This is a genomic window from Sphingobacterium psychroaquaticum (assembly GCF_900177625.1).
Lineage (GTDB): Bacteria > Bacteroidota > Bacteroidia > Sphingobacteriales > Sphingobacteriaceae > Sphingobacterium > Sphingobacterium psychroaquaticum.
This window is the reverse complement of the sequence record NZ_FXAU01000002.1, coordinates 421,930-439,367: the sequence shown is the minus strand read 5'-3', so window position 1 is coordinate 439,367 and position 17,438 is coordinate 421,930. Positions and strand designations below refer to the sequence as shown.

Genomic DNA, 17,438 nt, shown 5'->3' with positions numbered 1-17,438 from the left:
CTATAACGCCACCCACCGCCAAACAATTCCACTGACTGCCACTTTCTTATAACGCTCTAATTTCTGAAACACCTTTGTCCCGAAAGCCCGCAAGGTGCGGGATAACAATAACAAATTAATGTGTTTCAGTTATGGAAAAACAGAGAAAAAAAGTTTTGCTGGCAGCCGTGGCTATGCTGTCAGGAATTGGTGCTTTCGCACAGGGAAACGGTACAGCAGGTATCAACGAGGCTACCCAAATGGTAACGTCTTATTTCGACCCCGCAACCCAATTAATCTACGCCATAGGTGCAGTAGTCGGGTTAATCGGAGGCGTTAAGGTGTACAACAAATTCAGTTCGGGCGACCCCGATACATCCAAAACTGCGGCAAGCTGGTTTGGTGCGTGTATCTTTTTAATCGTGGCAGCTACCATCCTGCGTTCATTCTTTCTTTAATCCTCTAGTTTATGAACAATTACAACATAAACAAAGGCATAGGAAGAACGGTGGAATTTAAGGGTCTGAAAGCACAATACCTGTTCATTTTCGCAGGTGGGCTGCTCGGCACGCTCATCTTCGTGATGATACTGTATATGGCAGGAATAAACTCTTACATCTGCCTGTTTCTCGGTGCTGGTGGTGCTTCGCTGATTGTATGGCAGACCTTTTCACTGAACAGGAAATATGGCGAGCACGGGCTAATGAAAATCGGGGCAGGAAAAAGACATCCCCGATACATCATTTGTCGCAAGCCTGTACACCGCTATTTAAAATTCACTCCTAAATCGAATGCCCTATGAGAAACGTTGCAAAGACAACAACGCTGGAAAACAAATTTCCTTTGTTGGCAGTAGAAAACAACTGCATCCTTTCCAAAGATGCGGACATTACCGCCTGCTTTGAGGTTCGTTTGCCGGAACTGTTTACGGTAGCATCGGCGGAATACGAAGCTATTCACTCCGCCTGGCATAAGGCTATCAAGACCTTGCCGGATTTTACGGTCATCCACAAACAGGATTGGTACATCAAAGAAAGCTATGCTCCCGATTTGGCAAAGGAAGACCAAAGTTTTTTGGCTAAATCCTACCAACGCCATTTTAATGAGCGACCATTTCTGAACCATTATTGTTACCTGTTCCTGACCAAGACCACTAAGGAAAGAATGCGTATGCAAAGCAACTTCAGTTCGCTTTGCAAAGGTACGCTCATACCAAAGGAAATCAGGAACAAGGAAACGATACACCGCTTTATGGAAGCCGTGGCACAGTTTGAGCGTATCGTGAACGATAGCGGTTTCATAACCCTGCAACGCCTTACCGAAGATGAAATCATCGGAACGGACGAAAAGCAGGGATTGTTGGAACAGTACCTAACCCTGTCAAGGGAAAGCGGAACACCGATGCAGGACATCGCACTCGGAACGGAAGAAGTCCGTATCGGAAACAAAAGGTTGAGCCTGCACACCTTGTCCGATACAGACGATTTGCCCGGAACGGTATCGGCTGATACCCGTTTTGAAAAGCTATCCACCGACCGGAGCGACTGCCGTTTGTCGTTCGCTGCTCCTGTGGGATTACTCCTTAGCTGTAACCATATCTACAACCAATATTTGTTTTTGGATAACAGCGAAGACAACCTGCAAAAGTTTGAAAAGTCTGCAAGGAATATGCACTCTTTGGCAAGGTATAGCAGGGCAAACCAAATCAACAAAGAGTGGATAGAAAAATACCTGAACGAAGCACATTCGTTCGGTCTTTCTTCCATAAGGGCACACTTCAACATTATGGCGTGGTCGGAAGACCCTGCGGAGCTGAAACAGTTAAAGAACGATTGCGGTAGTGCATTGGCATTGATGGAGTGTAAGCCTCGCCACAACACTACGGACGTAGCCACTTTGTTTTGGGCTGGAATGCCGGGCAATGCAGGCGATTTTCCGAGCGAGGAAAGTTTTTACACATTCATTGAGCCTGCTTTGTGCTTCTTCACGGAAGAAACCAACTACCACAATTCGCCCTCTCCGTTCGGTATCAAAATGGCTGACCGCCTGACCGGAAAGCCTATCCATTTGGATATATCGGATTTGCCAATGAAGCGTGGGATTATCACGAACCGCAACAAATTCATTTTGGGGCCATCGGGTTCGGGAAAATCGTTCTTCACAAATCATATGGTAAGGCAATACTACGAACAGGGTGCTCACGTCCTGTTGGTGGATACAGGGAATAGTTATCAGGGCTTATGCGAACTCATCAAAGGAAAGACCAAAGGCGAAGACGGCGTGTATTTTACATACACCGAAGACAATCCCATTGCCTTTAACCCTTTCTATACCGATGATGGCGTGTTCGACATTGAGAAGCGTGAAAGTGTCAAGACTTTAATACTGACACTCTGGAAACGTGATGATGAACCGCCAACCCGTTCTGAAGAGGTTGCTCTTTCCAATGCCGTAAGCGGCTATATCGAACGTATCAAAACGGACGATGTTTACCCATCATTTAACGGTTTCTATGAGTATGTACGGGGCGATTACCGCAAGGTACTCGAAGAAAAACAGGTAAGGGAAAAAGACTTTGACATAGCAAATTTTTTAAACGTTCTCGAACCCTACTATAAAGGTGGAGAGTACGATTATCTGTTGAACTCCGATAAGCAGTTAGACCTGCTTTCCAAACGCTTTATCGTGTTTGAAATTGATGCGATTAAAGACCACAAAATCCTCTTTCCCATAGTCACAATTATCATTATGGAAGTTTTTATCAACAAGATGCGGAGGCTGAAAGGTATCCGAAAACTCATCCTGATTGAAGAAGCGTGGAAAGCGATTGCCAAAGAAGGAATGGCGGAGTATATAAAATATTTATTTAAAACCGTCCGCAAATTCTTCGGAGAGGCGATTGTCGTTACGCAAGAGGTAGATGATATTATCCAGTCGCCCATTGTAAAAGAAAGTATCATCAACAATTCCGACTGTAAAATCCTCTTAGACCAGCGTAAGTATATGAATAAATTCGATGACATACAGGCAATGTTGGGGCTTACAGATAAGGAAAAAGGTCAGGTACTTTCTATCAATATGAACAACGATGCAAGCCGACTGTACAAAGAGGTTTGGATTGGCTTAGGTGGTACGAACTCGGCAGTCTATGCCACCGAAGTTAGTTTGGAGGAATACCTCGCATACACGACAGAAGAAACCGAAAAAATGGAGGTAATGCAATTAGCTTCCGAATTGGACGGTAACGTAGAACTCGCCATTAAGCATATCGCAATGCAAAGGCGTGACAAAGCAAATCAATAGTCATTAACATTTTAAAATTCATAAAAATGAAAAAGTTCCTTTTTATGGTGTGTACGGCACTAATGCTCGCCGTAGCACCGTCCGCAAAAGCACAATGGGTAGTAACCGACCCCACAAATCTGGCATCAGGTATTCTCAACAGTGCGAATGAAATCGTACAGACTTCTTCCACGGTATCCAATGTAATTAAAAATTTCAAGGAAGTGGAAAAGGTGTATAAACAGGGTAAGGAGTATTACGACAAGCTACAAGCTGTAAATAATCTTGTAAAAGATGCACGTAAGGTACAGCAGACTGTATTGCTTGTCGGTGACGTATCCGAAATGTATGTTACCAACTTCGGTAAGATGATGAACGACCCGAATTTTTCTGCACAGGAATTGGCAGCTATCAGCAATGGTTATTCGGCATTGCTGAATGAAAGTACCGAACTGCTGAAAGAACTCAAACAGATTGTAACCTCATCAAGCCTTTCGCTGAACGACAAAGAGCGTATGGATATTATTGATAGAGTGTACAAAGAAGTAAAGGAATACCACAGCTTGGTACGCTACTATACCAATAAGAATATCTCTGTAAGTATTCTAAGAGCAAAAAAGCAGAACAATACCAAAAGAGTGCTTGACCTCTATGGAACTCCTAACCAAAAATACTGGTAGTTATGGAATTTCAAAATCTTCACGAAGTCCTACGCTCATTATATGATGAGATGCTCCCACTGTCCGCCGATATGGCGGCAGTGGCTAAAGGGATAGCCGGATTGGGGGCTTTGTTCTATGTTGCCATAAAAGTATGGCAGGCTTTGAGCAGGGCTGAACCCATTGATATGTACCCTTTGCTCCGTCCTTTCGCTTTGGGGCTTTGCATTATGTTTTTCCCAACTATCGTATTGGGAACAATCAATGCCGTGTTAAGTCCGGTGGTACAGGGTACTCACACAATCCTCGAAAATCAGGTGCTTGACCTCAACGATTTGCAGGCGAAAAAAGACCTGCTCGAACGGGAAGCTATGCTACGAAATCCTGAAACAGCCTATCTCGTATCAAATGAGGAATTTGATAAAAAGCTCGAAGAATTGGGCTGGTCGCCCGGCGATTTGATTACGATGTCGGGAATGTATATGGATAGGTTTGCCTACCAAACCGAACAAGCTATTAAGAATTGGTTTCGCAATCTGTTAGAGGTACTGTTTCAGGCGGCAGCTTTGGTTATTGATACCATAAGGACGTTCTTTCTCATTGTCCTGTCCATACTCGGTCCGATAGCCTTTGCGATAAGCGTGTGGGACGGTTTTCAGTCCACGCTCACGCAATGGCTGACCCGATACGTCAGCGTTTACCTGTGGTTGCCTGTGGCAGACCTGTTCAGCTCTATGCTTGCCAAAATACAATCCCTCATTATCGAAAAGGATATAGCAATGCTTGCCGACCCGACTTACATTCCTGATACCTCAAATACCGTGTACATCATCTTTATGATAATCGGTATCGTGGGCTACTTCACTATCCCAACGGTAACAGGCTGGATTATTCAGGCAGGCGGTGCAGGGAACTTTACCCGTAACGTAAACCAAGCCGCAATGAAAACCGGAAATATCGCCGGAGCAGGAACAGGTTCGGCAGTTGGAAATATCGGTGGCAAGTTAATGGGGAAATAAAAACAATCAAATCATTTAAAAATGGAATTTAAAACATTAAGAAATATCGAAAACAGTTTTAGGCAAATACGGCTGTATGCCATTGTATTTGCCGTTCTCTGCCTAAGCGTGGTAGGATTTTCACTTTGGAAATCTTACAGCTTTGCAGACGAACAACGCCAAAAAATCTATGTGCTGGATAATGGAAAATCGTTGATGCTTGCCTTATCGCAAGATGCAAGTATCAACCGACCTGTGGAAGCAAGGGAACACGTCAGGCGTTTTCACGAACTCTTTTTTACGCTTGCTCCCGACAAGAACGCTATCGAAAGCAATATGAGCAGGGCATTCAACCTTGCCGATAAATCAGCTTTTGATTATTACAAAGACCTGTCGGAAAAGGGCTATTACAGCAGGATTATTTCGGGGAATGTACAGCAACGCATTGAGGTGGATAGTGTCGTGTGCAATTTCGACACCTATCCTTATGCGGTGCGTACCTACGCCAAACAATTCATTATCCGTTCGAGCAACGTGACCAGGCGTAACCTGATTACTTCCTGCTATCTCGTGAACTCTGTCCGTTCGGACAACAACCCGCAAGGCTTCAACATCGAAAAGTTTGCAGTGATAGAAAACAGGGATATAGAAGTTATCGAACGCTAAAAAAACAATCTTATGGAAGCATTATCAGATTTAAACACGTTTGCAAAAATCCTTACCGATAAAGGATATAACGGCTATTTCCATACGCAGGGAGCGTATGCTGGAAAGTTGAAGGAAAGTATCGGCGAATACCTCGAAAACTGCCAAAAAGGTACAGATAGTTTGCCTAAACAGGACTTGTTGCTGACGGGCTACCTGCAATGGTCGGGCGAAGACAAGCCAAGTGTAGAATGCAGTATGTGGGTAAAATACCTGAACGGCAAATTCTCGCTTAACAGAATGGAGGTTGCAAGGAAAGACCAATTTGGGCAACTGCTGAAAAAATCGGAACTGACAAACCTGTCAGTCATATCCGCACCCAAAGCGGTTGAGGCAGTCGCTTTGGTCAATGAAGAACCGAAGCAAAAGGCAGGTCAAAGTCCTAAGCGTTTCAAGCTATAACAACAGAAATAGTAAGGTTATGAAAAAACTAAGAGCAAATATGGACAGGTACTTTGACAAGCTGGACGAACGCTGGCGGGCATTGCCCTTGCGGAAACAGCACCAATACACACTTTACTTTTTTGTGGGGTATCTACTGCTTACGGCAGGTGTCATTTGCAAAGTATGGTACGATACCTCAAAGTCGGGTAACGATATGGTCATCGAGCATATCGAAAACCCTGTCCTCAAAAAAAGTGAAAGTCCTGCAAGATTGCAGGACACATTATCAACAATTCTAAAAAACAAGATTTATGAAAGAAAATGAGAACAAAAAGTCGGTTGTTCGGGTAACCGAGGGTAGCCCGGCAGCAACCACTGATGGACTGCAAGACGGTACACAGAACAAAGCCGAAAAGCTCAAAAAGCCACTCATCTTTGGCTTAATGGGAATTGTCTTCGTAGGTTGTATGTACCTCATATTTAAACCATCCGCAGACAAAAAGGAAATTGAGAACATTGGGCTGAACGATGCAGTACCGGAGGCTACCGGAGCAGGAATGCCTGCCGACAAAGGCAAGGCTTACGAGTTGGAAATGCTGGAACGCAAAGAGCAAGAAAAACGCAATGCACTTACCACGCTTTCTGACTATTGGAATACTGAAGACAAAAAAGAGCCTAATGATGAATTTCCCGAAGAAGACGAAAACAGCAGCTATGGCGTTGGCAGAGGTTCGGGAAGAAACGGCAATCCTGCATTGAGCAGTTACCGCAATGCACAAAGCACATTGGGTTCATTTTATCAGGATAACAACTCTGAAACAACAGAACTCCGCAGGCAATTGGACGAACTAAAAGAACAATTAGCCGAGAAAGATGTACCTAAATCTGTAACCGTTGATGACCAGCTTGCCCTAATGGAGAAATCCTACCAGATGGCGGCAAAGTATCTGCCAACAGGTACAAATTCGACAGAAGCCCCACCTGCTAAGGATGCAGGTACGGCTACCGCAGGTTCAACTCAAAAGGAGCATTTTGTGGCATTCACACCTACAAGAAAGAACACCGTTTCCGCTTTGTATCGTGAGCCTACGGACAGTGCCTTTTTAGCCGATTGGAGCGAAACAAGAAACCGGGGCTTTTATACCGCAGGTTCTATTGAGCAAACGGCACAACCGAAAAACAGTATCAAAGCCTGTGTACACGATGCACAAACGGTTATCGGCGAAACAGGGGTACGATTGCGATTGTTAGAGCCAGCCCAAACGCCTCAACGTACCATTCCAAAAGGAACGATTGTAACAGCTAACGCTAAATTTCAGGGAGGTCGATTACAGCTAAAAATTACCTCCGTAGAATTAGAGGGCAACATCATTCCGGTGGATATAACCATTTACGATTTGGACGGACAGCAAGGCTTGTACGTTCCGTATTCGCCCGAAATGAACGCCCTTACCGAAATGGCGGGCAATATGAGCCAGACTTCGGGAACAAGCATAATGCTCACGCAGAATGCAGGACAACAGGTTGCTGCTGATTTAAGCCGTGGCGTGGTACAGGGTGTTTCGGGCTATTTCGCCAAAAAGGTAAGAACCCCAAAGGTTACGCTAAAAGCGGGGCATCAGGTCTTCCTTGTATCTAAAAAATAATATTGAACTCAAATAATTTAAACAATGAAAAATCATTTAAAAACCTTTTGGGCATTTGCCCTGATACTCGGCTTTGCCGTACAGTCTTACGCACAGGATAGTGCAAGAACTAAACTTGCATTGGGCAAGATACAACCGTATAGAATGGAAGTTACCTATGATAAGACTTCACACCTGATTTTTCCGACCGCTATCCGTTACGTGGATTTAGGCAGCGAATATCTGATTGCAGGAAAAGCAGAAGATGCAGAAAACGTGTTGCGTGTAAAAGCAACGGTAAGGGATTTTGAACCAGAAACCAATTTTTCAGTCATTACGAATGACGGACGTTTTTACAGCTTCAATGTGTATTATAGTTCCTATCCGGAGGCAATGAGCTATGACCTGCTCACGATGCAAAAGGCAGTAGATAAAGCCAATGGTAACGATGTGCTTTTTGAAGAATTGGGCAACAATTCTCCGTCATTGGCAGGCTTGCTGTTGGAAACGATTTACAAGAAAGACAAACGTATTGTAAAGCATATCGGGGCTAAGAGCTTCGGTATTCAGTTTATCCTCAAAGGCATTTACATACACAACGGCAAATACTATTTCCATACGGAATTGAGAAACCGTACCAATGTGCCATTTCAGATTGATTTTATGAATTTCAAGGTAGTGGATAAAAAGGTAGCCAAACGTACCGTAGTGCAGGAACGCCCGATGATACCGCTTAGGACTTACAAGCCACTGGACGACATTGCTGGAAAAACAATCGAACAAAACGTCTTCCTGTTAGACCAATTTACCATTGCCGATGACAAGGTACTGCTGATTGAGATTTTCGAGAAAAACGGAGGCAGGCATCAAACGCTCCAGATAGAAAATTCCGACTTAATCAAAGCTCGTTTGATTAACGATATGCACCTGAAATTTTAATAACCTTTTAAAGTAAATAATATGAAAAAGTATATCTATACCGTGATGCTCATCTTTATGGCCATCACGGTCACACAGGCACAAAGAATGTTACCTAAACAGAAAGGATTGGAAGTGAGTACGGGTGTGCTGTCCGATGATAAAATCGGTAACGATTATTATATCAATGTAGCAATGACCGTAAACGGCAAAAATGGTAACTATCAGCTTTGGGCGTTGGAATACACTCATCAATACCACGATTATAAAGACCTCCGCATACCGCAGGAAACTTATACCGCAGAGGGCGGTTACAGCTTCTTCCTCTTGGGCGATGCCCGTAAGAACATCACGCTGAACTTCGGAATAACAGGTGTAGTCGGTTACGAAAGTATCAACCGTGGCGAAGCAATGTTGTATGATGGAGCAAAAATTTTGAGCGAGGATAATTTTATCTACGGAGCTGGTGGACGGCTCACATTTGAAACGTACCTGTCCGACCGTTTTGTGTTAGTCCTGCAAGGGCGTACAAAGGTTTTGTGGGGTACAGACTTGGAACAGTTCCGACCGTCCGCAGGCGTGGGATTAAGGTTTAATTTTTAAAACGTAAAAACAATGATAGCAATATTCAATAAATTCAGGATAGGATTAAGCTCAATATATGTACTCTTGGCAATCCTCACAGCTTCGGTTACGTTGGTATCTTGTAGCAAAGACGATGAACTCGAAATACAGAACGATTTCCCTTTTGAGGTCAAAGTAATGCCTGTACCCAAAGATGTTGCCAGTGGGCAGACCGTAGAGATACGGATTACCATACAGCGAACAGGCAATTACAGCAACACGCAATATTTTCTCCGCTACTTCCAATTTGACGGTCAAGGCACATTGCGGTATTATGACGAACCACCGTATTTGCCAAACGATTTGTATTCGTTGCCAACGGAGCAGTTCCGGTTGTATTACACTTCGTCATCTACCGTATCACAATCCTTTGAGGTTTGGATTTCGGATAACTTCGGTAACGAAAAGCAGTTGAGCTTTCAGTTCAACAGTAGTGATTAATGCTACTTATATAAAAGCAAAACCGACTGTTACAGGTCGGTTTTTTGCTTTTCAGCTTTCGGTGTACGTTGTTTTTTGTTTAAATTTACTTGAATTATAATCTTAACGGGTATGGATACAGTTACGGCTCAATTGGTGTTTGGTATTATTGTTATCGTTATTGCGATAGTGCTTATTTATTGGATAAACCGCAGGAAATTTTACAGGCGTAATGGTATGGGTGCAGAGGGATTTTCGAGTTTTGAAGCATCTGTATTTACCCGTTTTATAGAACGTATCGGCAAATGGATTGCCTATGCTTTAATTGTTGTCGGTATTGTCTGTATATGGACTTACAGCCAAATGAAAAAGGATAAGGAAAAACAGGAAGTAAAGACAGAGCAACCTGCTCAACACTGACTTTTTTCTAACAATATTTTGAATAAATCGGATAGCCCAAAAGGTTATCCGATTTTTCGTTTGTAGCAAACGTAAAACGCCAAACACTACCTTTCAACGCCAATCAATACTACATTTTCCAACCCTGTAACACCCCTTAATATCTTCGACTTCCACAGAAAAAATGAGCAAAAAATGGAAGTTATCGCAATACAAAAGTCCGTATTGGACGGGATGAAAATGGAACTGAAAGCACTTTTGGAATTGACCGAAAATGCCACTCGGAAATATGTACCGATTTTCAACAAAGAAAAGTGGCTGGATAACCAGGAAGTGTGCCTGATGATGGGTATTACCAAACGGACATTGCAGACCTATAAAGACAAAGGATTGTTGCCTTATTCCAAACTGAACCGCAAGAATTATTACAAACTCTCGGATGTACAGGCTTTACTCGGAGTCGGACAACCGTATAATATCAAATACAATGGATTTACTGACGAATGAAGCTGAAGAAGTAATCGAACAACAGCAAATGATAATGCTGTTGAGAAACCGTATTGAAGAAATATTGAAAAACTATCGTCCTGTAATGAATGGAGAAATCTACTTGTCGGGCGAAGATGTGTGTAGGCTACTCCATATCAGCAAAAGGACTTTACAGCAATATCGTGATGATAATATCCTGCCATTTATACAAATTGGGGGTAAGATAATCTATAATGAAACAGATCTGGTAAGGATACTGGAAGAGAACTATACCGGGAAGAATACGGTCAATGATGGTTTCTGAACTTTCTTTTCAGATAATAGTACCGAAACAATAACCGGTCATACCATAAAGCGAAAATTAACAATCCTACCGGAAGCAAAAGAGTTCTTAATTCAAGATATGAATAAGTAAAGCCACCTATTATACAACCCAAAAAGAAACAACAGATGATTGCCAGCTTTAAGAATATACTTTTATTCAACTGTATCCGTTCTGGCCGATCTCTGTAAAAGAACAGCTGTGACAGTTCTATTCCCAGATCCGTGAACAAACCCGTTAGGTGGGTAGTTCTTACCACCGATTGGGATACCCTCGTTACCAATGCATTCTGTAATCCCATAGAAAAAAGTAGAGCTGACGATAATAGAATTGAAAACCTGGCATATTCATTCGGTAGTAAAAATGCTGAAAAACTCACCGCCAATAATATGATTATTTCAAGGAATATGGGTATAATATAAGGTGTTTGTGGTTTGTATTTTGAAACCCACTCCATAAGAAGACTTGAAACAAACGCTCCAAACAGAAAAAACAAAATGTAAAATAAATATGCAAAAGCCATTCTGTAATTTCTTAAAACAAGTTCCTCAGAAAAAAAAGCAAAATGACCTGTTACATTAGTAGTTAGCGTATGTAATTCTAAAACACCGGTAATGTTTACGACACCTGCTACACCGGATAATATTGAGGCTAATTTTAGGTTGTGCGTATAAGTACGACCTTTGCCTTTATGTCTAAACATTTGCTTCCTTTTGTTGTAAATTTACAAAATTGCTGTTGCCCCTTGTTCATAATTGTATATAATCTGTAACATTCGTACATTTGCTTTATTAAATATAGAAATACTTAAAGTGTTTTTGCTTTAAGTCCCACATTGAAAACTGGTAATTTTTAGACAACGGGACAATAAGGAAGAACGCTCATGCCATAGGCGTGGGCGCTCGCTTATTCGTTGTCGGGTATACCAGTACCTCAATGTGCGGTAAGTGTAGTTGCCTGCGCTTTCTTTTTGTGCAGGAAACTCCATTAACTCAAAATCTGACAATATTATGGAAACTGGTACAGCACAACAAAAAATCACTCTCGCATTTATCAACGACAAAAGCCCTATTTTAGATGGTATCTGCCAAGACCTTGTCGCTTCAGGAACTGAAGTCTTATTTCGTTCGGAAAGCATTGAAGATGGACTATCGCAATTATCAGAATTAAATGAACCTCCCAATGTTAGTATTATTGACCTTGATTTTTACGACAGGAATGTGCTGGCACAGATTCAAGAATTAAGGACAGAATATCCAACAATAAAGCTTATTGCTCATAGTGATATTGATGCTGAAAAAGTCGTAAAACCTCTTTTTGAAATTGGTTTTACAGGTTATTTGCTCATTGGTAGCGATGCAGACGATTTCAAGAAAGCCATTGAAGTTGTTATCAATGGCGGAAGATATTTTAGTGTGGGAGTAGCAAATATTGCACAGGAATATTTTAATAATGATTTTCATAGTGAATAAAGTAATTCATTCTACTAACTTATTAATAAGTTTTATTTCAGCCATATTCTTCATAATAGGAAAAGATTTATTCTGTAATTTAAGCAGTAATTATCCCTTTTGCTAGCTCATTCGCAACATTATTGGTATATTGCGATATTTAATTTTTACAGATAAATATGCCGAAAAAAATCAATCTAAAGGTTTTTAAAGACTTTGTACAATCAAGCAATTTTGGAGGTTTTCTCCTTTTTTTATGCGTAGTGATTTCATTGATAGTAGCAAATACATCACTTGCTCTCCCATTACAAAATTTATTGGATACAAAACTGGGTTATGAAAATGAAGCCATACACCTCAATTATTCCGTAAGTATGTGGATCAATGACGGATTGATGGCAATCTTTTTTCTGTTGGTAGGTCTGGAAATTAAAAGAGAAATTGTTGAAGGAGAACTTTCTTCTCCCAAGAAAGCTATTTTGCCTATCCTTGCTGCTATCGGTGGAGCAGTAATACCCGCATTGATTTATGTAAGTTTTAATTCCGGTAGTGAAACAGCTTCCGGCTGGGGTATTCCTATGGCTACGGATATTGCTTTTGCATTGGCCGTAATTTCGCTGTTAGACAAAAGAGTACCAACCAGTTTAAAAATATTTTTAGCGGCTTTAGCGATTGTGGATGACTTGATTGCAATTTTAGTCATTGCAATTTTCTATTCATCCGGAATTGAGTTAGGCTATCTAGGCTATGCCGGAATTGGAATGCTAGTACTGATTTTGATGAACCGTTTTAATGTTAAAAATCCCTATCTATATCTAATACCAGGAGTCTTTATATGGTATTTTGTGCATCATTCTGGCATTCATGCCACTATAGCAGGTGTACTGGTAGCTATGACCTTGCCAACCAATGATACAGAAGTTGAATCTCCGTTAGAGAAACTAGAACATGCACTTGTAAAACCGGTAAATTTTCTAATTATTCCCATTTTTGCATTCGCCAATACAAATATTACAATTCATCAGGAAATGATAGAAGGACTGACTTCCCCGTTAGGTTTAGGTATTTCACTGGGATTAATTTTTGGTAAGCCCATTGGCATTGTTGCAACCTCTTTGATATGTTCTAAGTTAGGGATAGGTCAACTTCCTGCAAACAGTAACCTTATTCACATTATTGGCTTAGGATTATTAGCTGGAATAGGTTTTACAATGTCCATATTTATATCTATGCTTTCATTTGACAATCAGGTTTTCATTGAAGAGGCCAAGCTATCTGTTTTAATAACATCACTCATTGCGGGTATCTTAGGATATGTAATTTTGAATTTATCAAGTAGAAGAAAGGGTAAAAAGACTGAAATTTAAATTCAGTCTTTTTTACTATAATATTTCTCCTTTAACCATAAACTTGCCCTTACCAATAATATGAGTACAGGAACTTCTACCAGTGGGCCGATAACACCCACAAATGCCTGTGGCGAATGAATGCCGAAAATCGATATTGCTACGGCTATTGCCAATTCAAAATTGTTTCCTGTGGCTGTAAATGCGATGGATGCGTTTTTGTCGTAAGGAACTTTAAGAGATTTATTGATAAAGAAGCTCACGAAAAACATCAACACAAAATAGATGATTAGCGGTATGGCTACTTTTACTACATCCATTGGTAATTCCAGTATTTTATCGCCTTTCAAGCTGAACATTAATACTATCGTAAACAATAAAGCGTATAAGGTAATTGGCGATATTGCGGGGACGAATTTTCGGTTATACCATTCTATACCTTTTGATTTTACAAGGAAGTAACGGCTTAAAAAACCTGCCAGGAATGGAATACCTAAATATATCAATACGCTTTCGGTAACATCTTTCATGGATACGCTTACATTGAAATTGGCTAATCCTAATTTTGCAGGTAATACGTTGATGAATAACCAAACTAAAAAGCTGTAAGTAAATATCTGGAAGATGCTATTTAATGCAACTAACATAGCTGTATATTCTCTGTTTGCTTTAGCTAAGTCACTCCAGACGATGACCATGGCAATACATCTTGCCAAACCTATAAGAATTAAGCCTGTCATATAATCGGGTTCGTGACGTAAAAACAAAACCGCTAATCCAAACATCAATACCGTGCCGATTACCCAATTGAGCAATAAGGATATGCCAATTACTTTTTTATCTCTAAATGCCTTGGGCAATAAGGAATAATCAACCTTTGCCAAGGGGGGATACATCATCAATATCAATCCTATTGCCAATGGAATATTGGTAGTACCAACAGATAAGCTGTTGGTTACATTGGAGATATTGGGAAAGAAATGCCCCAAACCCACGCCAATTGCCATTGCAAGGAATATCCATAAAGTAAGGTATCTGTCTAAGAATTTTAATTTTGGTTGCATGGCTAATTTGTAAGTTCTTTATATTGGTTTGATGTCAATAAATCTTCTAATTCTGTAATGTCTTTTATTTCAATTTTAATCAGCCAACCGTCTTTATAAGGATTGTCGTTTATGAGTGTGGGTGCTTTCAAAAGTAGTTCGTTCGTTTCAGTGATTTTACCCGAAACAGGCATAAATAAATCACTGACCGTTTTAACTGCTTCAACAGAGCCGAATACTTCGTCCTGCTGAAAACTATATCCAACGTTTGGTAAATCCGCATATACGATTTCGCCCAATTCACTTTGCGCAAATTCTGTAATGCCTATTGTACCTGTGTTGTCCTGTATGCTTATCCAGGTATGTTCTTTTGAATACTTTCTATCGGTTGGAAATTCCATTTTTATAAATTTTAGATTAGTAACCTCTTCTTAAATTTTCTGCGTATTCGTTTGGTAAAATGCTTTCTTCAACTGCTTTTGCAGCCCTTTCAATATCATAATCAAAGCGTATAAATTCTACACTGATACTATCTTTATCCAACACAGAACTGTTTTCATTAATCGTAAGCATTACATAACCGCCTCTTACATCGCTGTCCTTCGGTTTACCAACCGAACCGATATTAATGGCGTGTCGGAAATGATTTTGACCGTCAATACCCGAATTTAAAACTCTGTGATAAGGTTTGTGTGTGTGTCCGAAGCACATAATGTCTGCATCGGCTTGCTCCATAATGCGAAGCATACTTTTTTCCTCACGGTCTTCAAAAAGATATTCGTTTATTTTTCTCGGACTTCCGTGTACCAACAGCAAATTCAATTTATCTTCATTCAGTTGAAATTCTACTTTGATATGGGCTGGAAGTGTACGCAAATACGCTCTTTCTTCATCTTTCATCAAAGAATTTGTGAATGAAATAGAAATATTTCCGTTATCTTTTTCACTGTCTGTTTTGTAGGCACAACCGCATTCGTTGCTCATTCTGCCAATGCCAAAATCGTAATTTCCGGCAATGGTTGGTATTCTCCTTTTACGGATTTCGTTTACCACTTCGTTTGGCCAAATATTATAGCCCACCAAATCGCCCAAACAATAAATACTGTCTGGTTTTCTTTTTTCAACATCTTCAAAAAATGCTTCTAATGCAGGTAAATTGGCGTGAATATCACTGAATAATGCTATTTTCATTTTGTCTAATTTTTATTGTTTAAATATTTTGTTTAAGATAACTTTAGATAAGATTAAATAAATACCCTAATAATGCTCCTCCAATAACCACAAAGGCACTATTTATTTTTTTGAATTTGAAAACTACGATCGCACTTATCATTGCAATTAATATCGTCCGCCAATCAGTAATAGTTTCTTTGCCAATTGTAAGACAAATAGCGGCTATGATTGCAACAGATGCCACATTGACCGCATCGAGAAAAATGGACAGTCCTTTAGATTGGCGCATTTTTTTCATCAAGGGATTTAGCAATGCTACTAAAATAAACGACGGCAGAAAAATAGCAATCGTAGAAATAACTGCTCCGGATAGTCCGTTGATTTGATAGCCAATAAACGTAACTGAAGAAAAAACAGGACCTGGGGTAAACTGTCCAACAGCAATAGCATCCATTAATTGCTGCCGGGTGAGTAAGCCCGTTGCAACTAATTCCGTATCTAAAAAGGCGAAAAGAACATAACCGCTTCCGTAGAGGATAGCACCAATTTTCAGGAATATCCAAAATAATTTGGTATTTGTTTCAGACAGTAAGGGGCTTTGTGCGATTTGTAAGAATGCGAGCGGGATAAAACTTTGGAGCGTATTTTTTGTATCCTGAAGGTAATACAAGGCCATTGCCAGCAATCCCGCTCCAAACATCAAATAGATTTCACTAATGCCGAATAATGACAGTACCAAAACAAGAATACCTACAACCGCCAAGAATGTGGACTTGACAGATTTCTTTGCTAATGGAAAAACAGCTCCTATGATAATAGCGATGATTGCAGGTTTGATACCGTAAATAAAGGGCTGTACTTCGGGCAATTGTCCGTATTGCTGATACAACCATGCAAATATCCCGGTAATGAAAACCGCAGGTAAAATAAAGCATAACCCTGCAAAGATTAATCCTTTCCAACCGCCTTTGTCATAGCCGATGTGTATCGCCATTTCTGTACTGTTGGGGCCAGGAATGAGATTAGTAGCTCCCAACAAATCCAAAAAATGCTGTTCGCTCATCCATTTCTTTTTGACAACAACTTCCTGCTGCATCATAGCAATATGAACCGCGGGACCTCCAAAACCAATAAAACCGAGCTTGAGAAAGAGCTTGGCAATTTCCTTTATTTGAATATCACGCTCCATTTCTCATTACGATTTTATCAATAGACCAATTACCTCCACCTTTGATTAACAAAAACATACTTCCCAAAAGCATCGCCCAATCCGTACGGCTGCCGTGCAGCAATTCCCAAATACCCTCATTAGCCAAAATAGATGTTTTGGTCGTGGCAATGGCAACAAGCATAATGATGATGAGCGGAATACTTGCTAACCTTGTAAGCAACCCGAGCAAAATAAGTGCTCCGCAAAGGATTTCAAATATGCCTACAAAACTTCCAAGAAATTCAGGAGATGGCAAGCCAATTTTTTCAAACCGCCCGGCTCCCCGAAAAGCAGGAAACAGCAATTTTTGAATGCCCTCCGATAAAAAAACACCTCCAACAATCAGTCGGATTATGATTGTTGTCTTTGAATTATCTGTATGAATGATTTTTGAAAACATAAAAATTCAAT

At 40.6% G+C, this 17,438-nt stretch carries 23 protein-coding genes; 17 read left to right on the top strand and 6 right to left on the bottom strand.

Translation table 11 applies throughout. From position 1 onward, the window contains the following. The first annotated feature begins 131 nt into the window (after positions 1-131). From B9Y69_RS07325 to B9Y69_RS07255, 15 genes are all read left to right on the top strand, one after another. Complete coding sequence (locus tag B9Y69_RS07325; protein ID WP_026706465.1) at positions 132-437, top strand: DUF4134 domain-containing protein; 306 nt, start codon at positions 132-134, stop codon at positions 435-437. Positions 438-448: 11 nt separating this feature from the next. After that, on the top strand, positions 449-781 hold the full coding sequence (locus tag B9Y69_RS07320) for a DUF4133 domain-containing protein (RefSeq protein WP_034727204.1): 333 nt from the start codon (positions 449-451) through the stop codon (positions 779-781). Continuing rightward, on the top strand, positions 778-3,282 hold the full coding sequence (locus B9Y69_RS07315) for a TraG family conjugative transposon ATPase (RefSeq protein ID WP_034727207.1): 2,505 nt from the start codon (positions 778-780) through the stop codon (positions 3,280-3,282). The genes B9Y69_RS07320 and B9Y69_RS07315 overlap by 4 nt, the downstream gene beginning before the upstream one ends. Before the next feature lie 26 nt (positions 3,283-3,308). Continuing rightward, on the top strand, positions 3,309-3,941 hold the full coding sequence (locus B9Y69_RS07310) for a DUF4141 domain-containing protein (protein WP_019974899.1): 633 nt from the start codon (positions 3,309-3,311) through the stop codon (positions 3,939-3,941). Positions 3,942-3,943: 2 nt separating this feature from the next. Further along, on the top strand, positions 3,944-4,939 hold the full coding sequence (gene traJ / locus B9Y69_RS07305) for a conjugative transposon protein TraJ (RefSeq protein WP_034727213.1): 996 nt from the start codon (positions 3,944-3,946) through the stop codon (positions 4,937-4,939). Positions 4,940-4,960: 21 nt separating this feature from the next. Continuing rightward, on the top strand, positions 4,961-5,584 hold the full coding sequence (traK, locus tag B9Y69_RS07300; RefSeq protein WP_026357463.1) for a conjugative transposon protein TraK: 624 nt from the start codon (positions 4,961-4,963) through the stop codon (positions 5,582-5,584). A gap of 12 nt (positions 5,585-5,596) precedes the next feature. Then, positions 5,597-6,025, top strand: coding sequence for a hypothetical protein (locus B9Y69_RS07295; RefSeq protein ID WP_019974902.1), 429 nt, complete (start codon positions 5,597-5,599; stop codon positions 6,023-6,025). A 19-nt stretch (positions 6,026-6,044) separates the two neighbouring features. Then, positions 6,045-6,332 (top strand): hypothetical protein, encoded by a 288-nt coding sequence (locus B9Y69_RS07290; RefSeq protein WP_019974903.1) that lies wholly within the window; start codon positions 6,045-6,047, stop codon positions 6,330-6,332. After that, a complete protein-coding gene (gene traM, locus B9Y69_RS07285) occupies positions 6,319-7,653 on the top strand; it encodes a conjugative transposon protein TraM (RefSeq protein ID WP_034727217.1) in 1,335 nt (444 codons plus the stop codon). Before B9Y69_RS07290 ends, traM begins: the two co-directional genes overlap by 14 nt. Before the next feature lie 24 nt (positions 7,654-7,677). After that, entirely contained in the window at positions 7,678-8,571 is an 894-nt protein-coding gene (gene traN / locus B9Y69_RS07280; protein ID WP_034727220.1) for a conjugative transposon protein TraN, read from the top strand. Positions 8,572-8,592: 21 nt separating this feature from the next. After that, positions 8,593-9,153, top strand: a complete 561-nt coding sequence (locus tag B9Y69_RS07275) for a conjugal transfer protein TraO (protein ID WP_034727223.1) — start codon at positions 8,593-8,595, stop codon at positions 9,151-9,153. A 12-nt stretch (positions 9,154-9,165) separates the two neighbouring features. Then, positions 9,166-9,615 carry a DUF3872 domain-containing protein gene (locus tag B9Y69_RS07270; protein ID WP_034727225.1) on the top strand — a complete coding sequence of 150 codons (450 nt, stop codon included), beginning with the start codon at positions 9,166-9,168 and terminating at the stop codon, positions 9,613-9,615. A 111-nt stretch (positions 9,616-9,726) separates the two neighbouring features. Further along, entirely contained in the window at positions 9,727-10,014 is a 288-nt protein-coding gene (locus tag B9Y69_RS07265; RefSeq protein ID WP_034727228.1) for a hypothetical protein, read from the top strand. A gap of 174 nt (positions 10,015-10,188) precedes the next feature. Then, positions 10,189-10,500: a helix-turn-helix domain-containing protein gene (locus B9Y69_RS07260; RefSeq protein ID WP_034727230.1), complete on the top strand. Its 312-nt coding sequence runs from the start codon at positions 10,189-10,191 to the stop codon at positions 10,498-10,500. Further along, positions 10,481-10,786 carry a helix-turn-helix domain-containing protein gene (locus B9Y69_RS07255; RefSeq protein WP_034727231.1) on the top strand — a complete coding sequence of 102 codons (306 nt, stop codon included), beginning with the start codon at positions 10,481-10,483 and terminating at the stop codon, positions 10,784-10,786. The genes B9Y69_RS07260 and B9Y69_RS07255 overlap by 20 nt, the downstream gene beginning before the upstream one ends. Here the strand turns inward: B9Y69_RS07255 and B9Y69_RS07250 are convergent. Continuing rightward, positions 10,770-11,507, bottom strand: a complete 738-nt coding sequence (locus B9Y69_RS07250) for a YoaK family protein (protein ID WP_034727234.1) — start codon at positions 11,505-11,507, stop codon at positions 10,770-10,772. The two genes, B9Y69_RS07255 and B9Y69_RS07250, sit on opposite strands and share 17 nt — an antisense overlap. 307 nt (positions 11,508-11,814) lie before the next feature. Between B9Y69_RS07250 and B9Y69_RS07245 the strand changes: the two genes are divergently transcribed. Both B9Y69_RS07245 and nhaA read left to right on the top strand, forming a co-directional pair. Further along, positions 11,815-12,276 (top strand): response regulator, encoded by a 462-nt coding sequence (locus B9Y69_RS07245; RefSeq protein WP_034727237.1) that lies wholly within the window; start codon positions 11,815-11,817, stop codon positions 12,274-12,276. Between the two features lie 158 nt (positions 12,277-12,434). Beyond that, positions 12,435-13,622: a Na+/H+ antiporter NhaA gene (gene nhaA / locus B9Y69_RS07240; protein ID WP_034727241.1), complete on the top strand. Its 1,188-nt coding sequence runs from the start codon at positions 12,435-12,437 to the stop codon at positions 13,620-13,622. Between the two features lie 2 nt (positions 13,623-13,624). Here nhaA and arsB read toward each other — a convergent pair whose 3' ends face one another. The 5 genes from arsB to B9Y69_RS07215 are packed head-to-tail and all read right to left on the bottom strand — an operon-like array spanning position 13,625 to position 17,427. Next, complete coding sequence (gene arsB, locus B9Y69_RS07235) at positions 13,625-14,665, bottom strand: ACR3 family arsenite efflux transporter (RefSeq protein ID WP_034727244.1); 1,041 nt, start codon at positions 14,663-14,665, stop codon at positions 13,625-13,627. 2 nt (positions 14,666-14,667) lie between these two features. Next, positions 14,668-15,045, bottom strand: coding sequence for a glycine cleavage system protein GcvH (gene gcvH / locus B9Y69_RS07230; protein WP_034727246.1), 378 nt, complete (start codon positions 15,043-15,045; stop codon positions 14,668-14,670). Between the two features lie 16 nt (positions 15,046-15,061). Further along, on the bottom strand, positions 15,062-15,835 hold the full coding sequence (locus tag B9Y69_RS07225) for a metallophosphoesterase family protein (RefSeq protein WP_034727251.1): 774 nt from the start codon (positions 15,833-15,835) through the stop codon (positions 15,062-15,064). A 43-nt stretch (positions 15,836-15,878) separates the two neighbouring features. Continuing rightward, a complete protein-coding gene (gene chrA / locus B9Y69_RS07220; protein WP_034727253.1) occupies positions 15,879-17,006 on the bottom strand; it encodes a chromate efflux transporter in 1,128 nt (375 codons plus the stop codon). Further along, a complete protein-coding gene (locus B9Y69_RS07215) occupies positions 16,996-17,427 on the bottom strand; it encodes a DoxX family protein (protein ID WP_034727255.1) in 432 nt (143 codons plus the stop codon). Before B9Y69_RS07215 ends, chrA begins: the two co-directional genes overlap by 11 nt. Between the last annotated feature and the right edge of the window lie 11 nt (positions 17,428-17,438).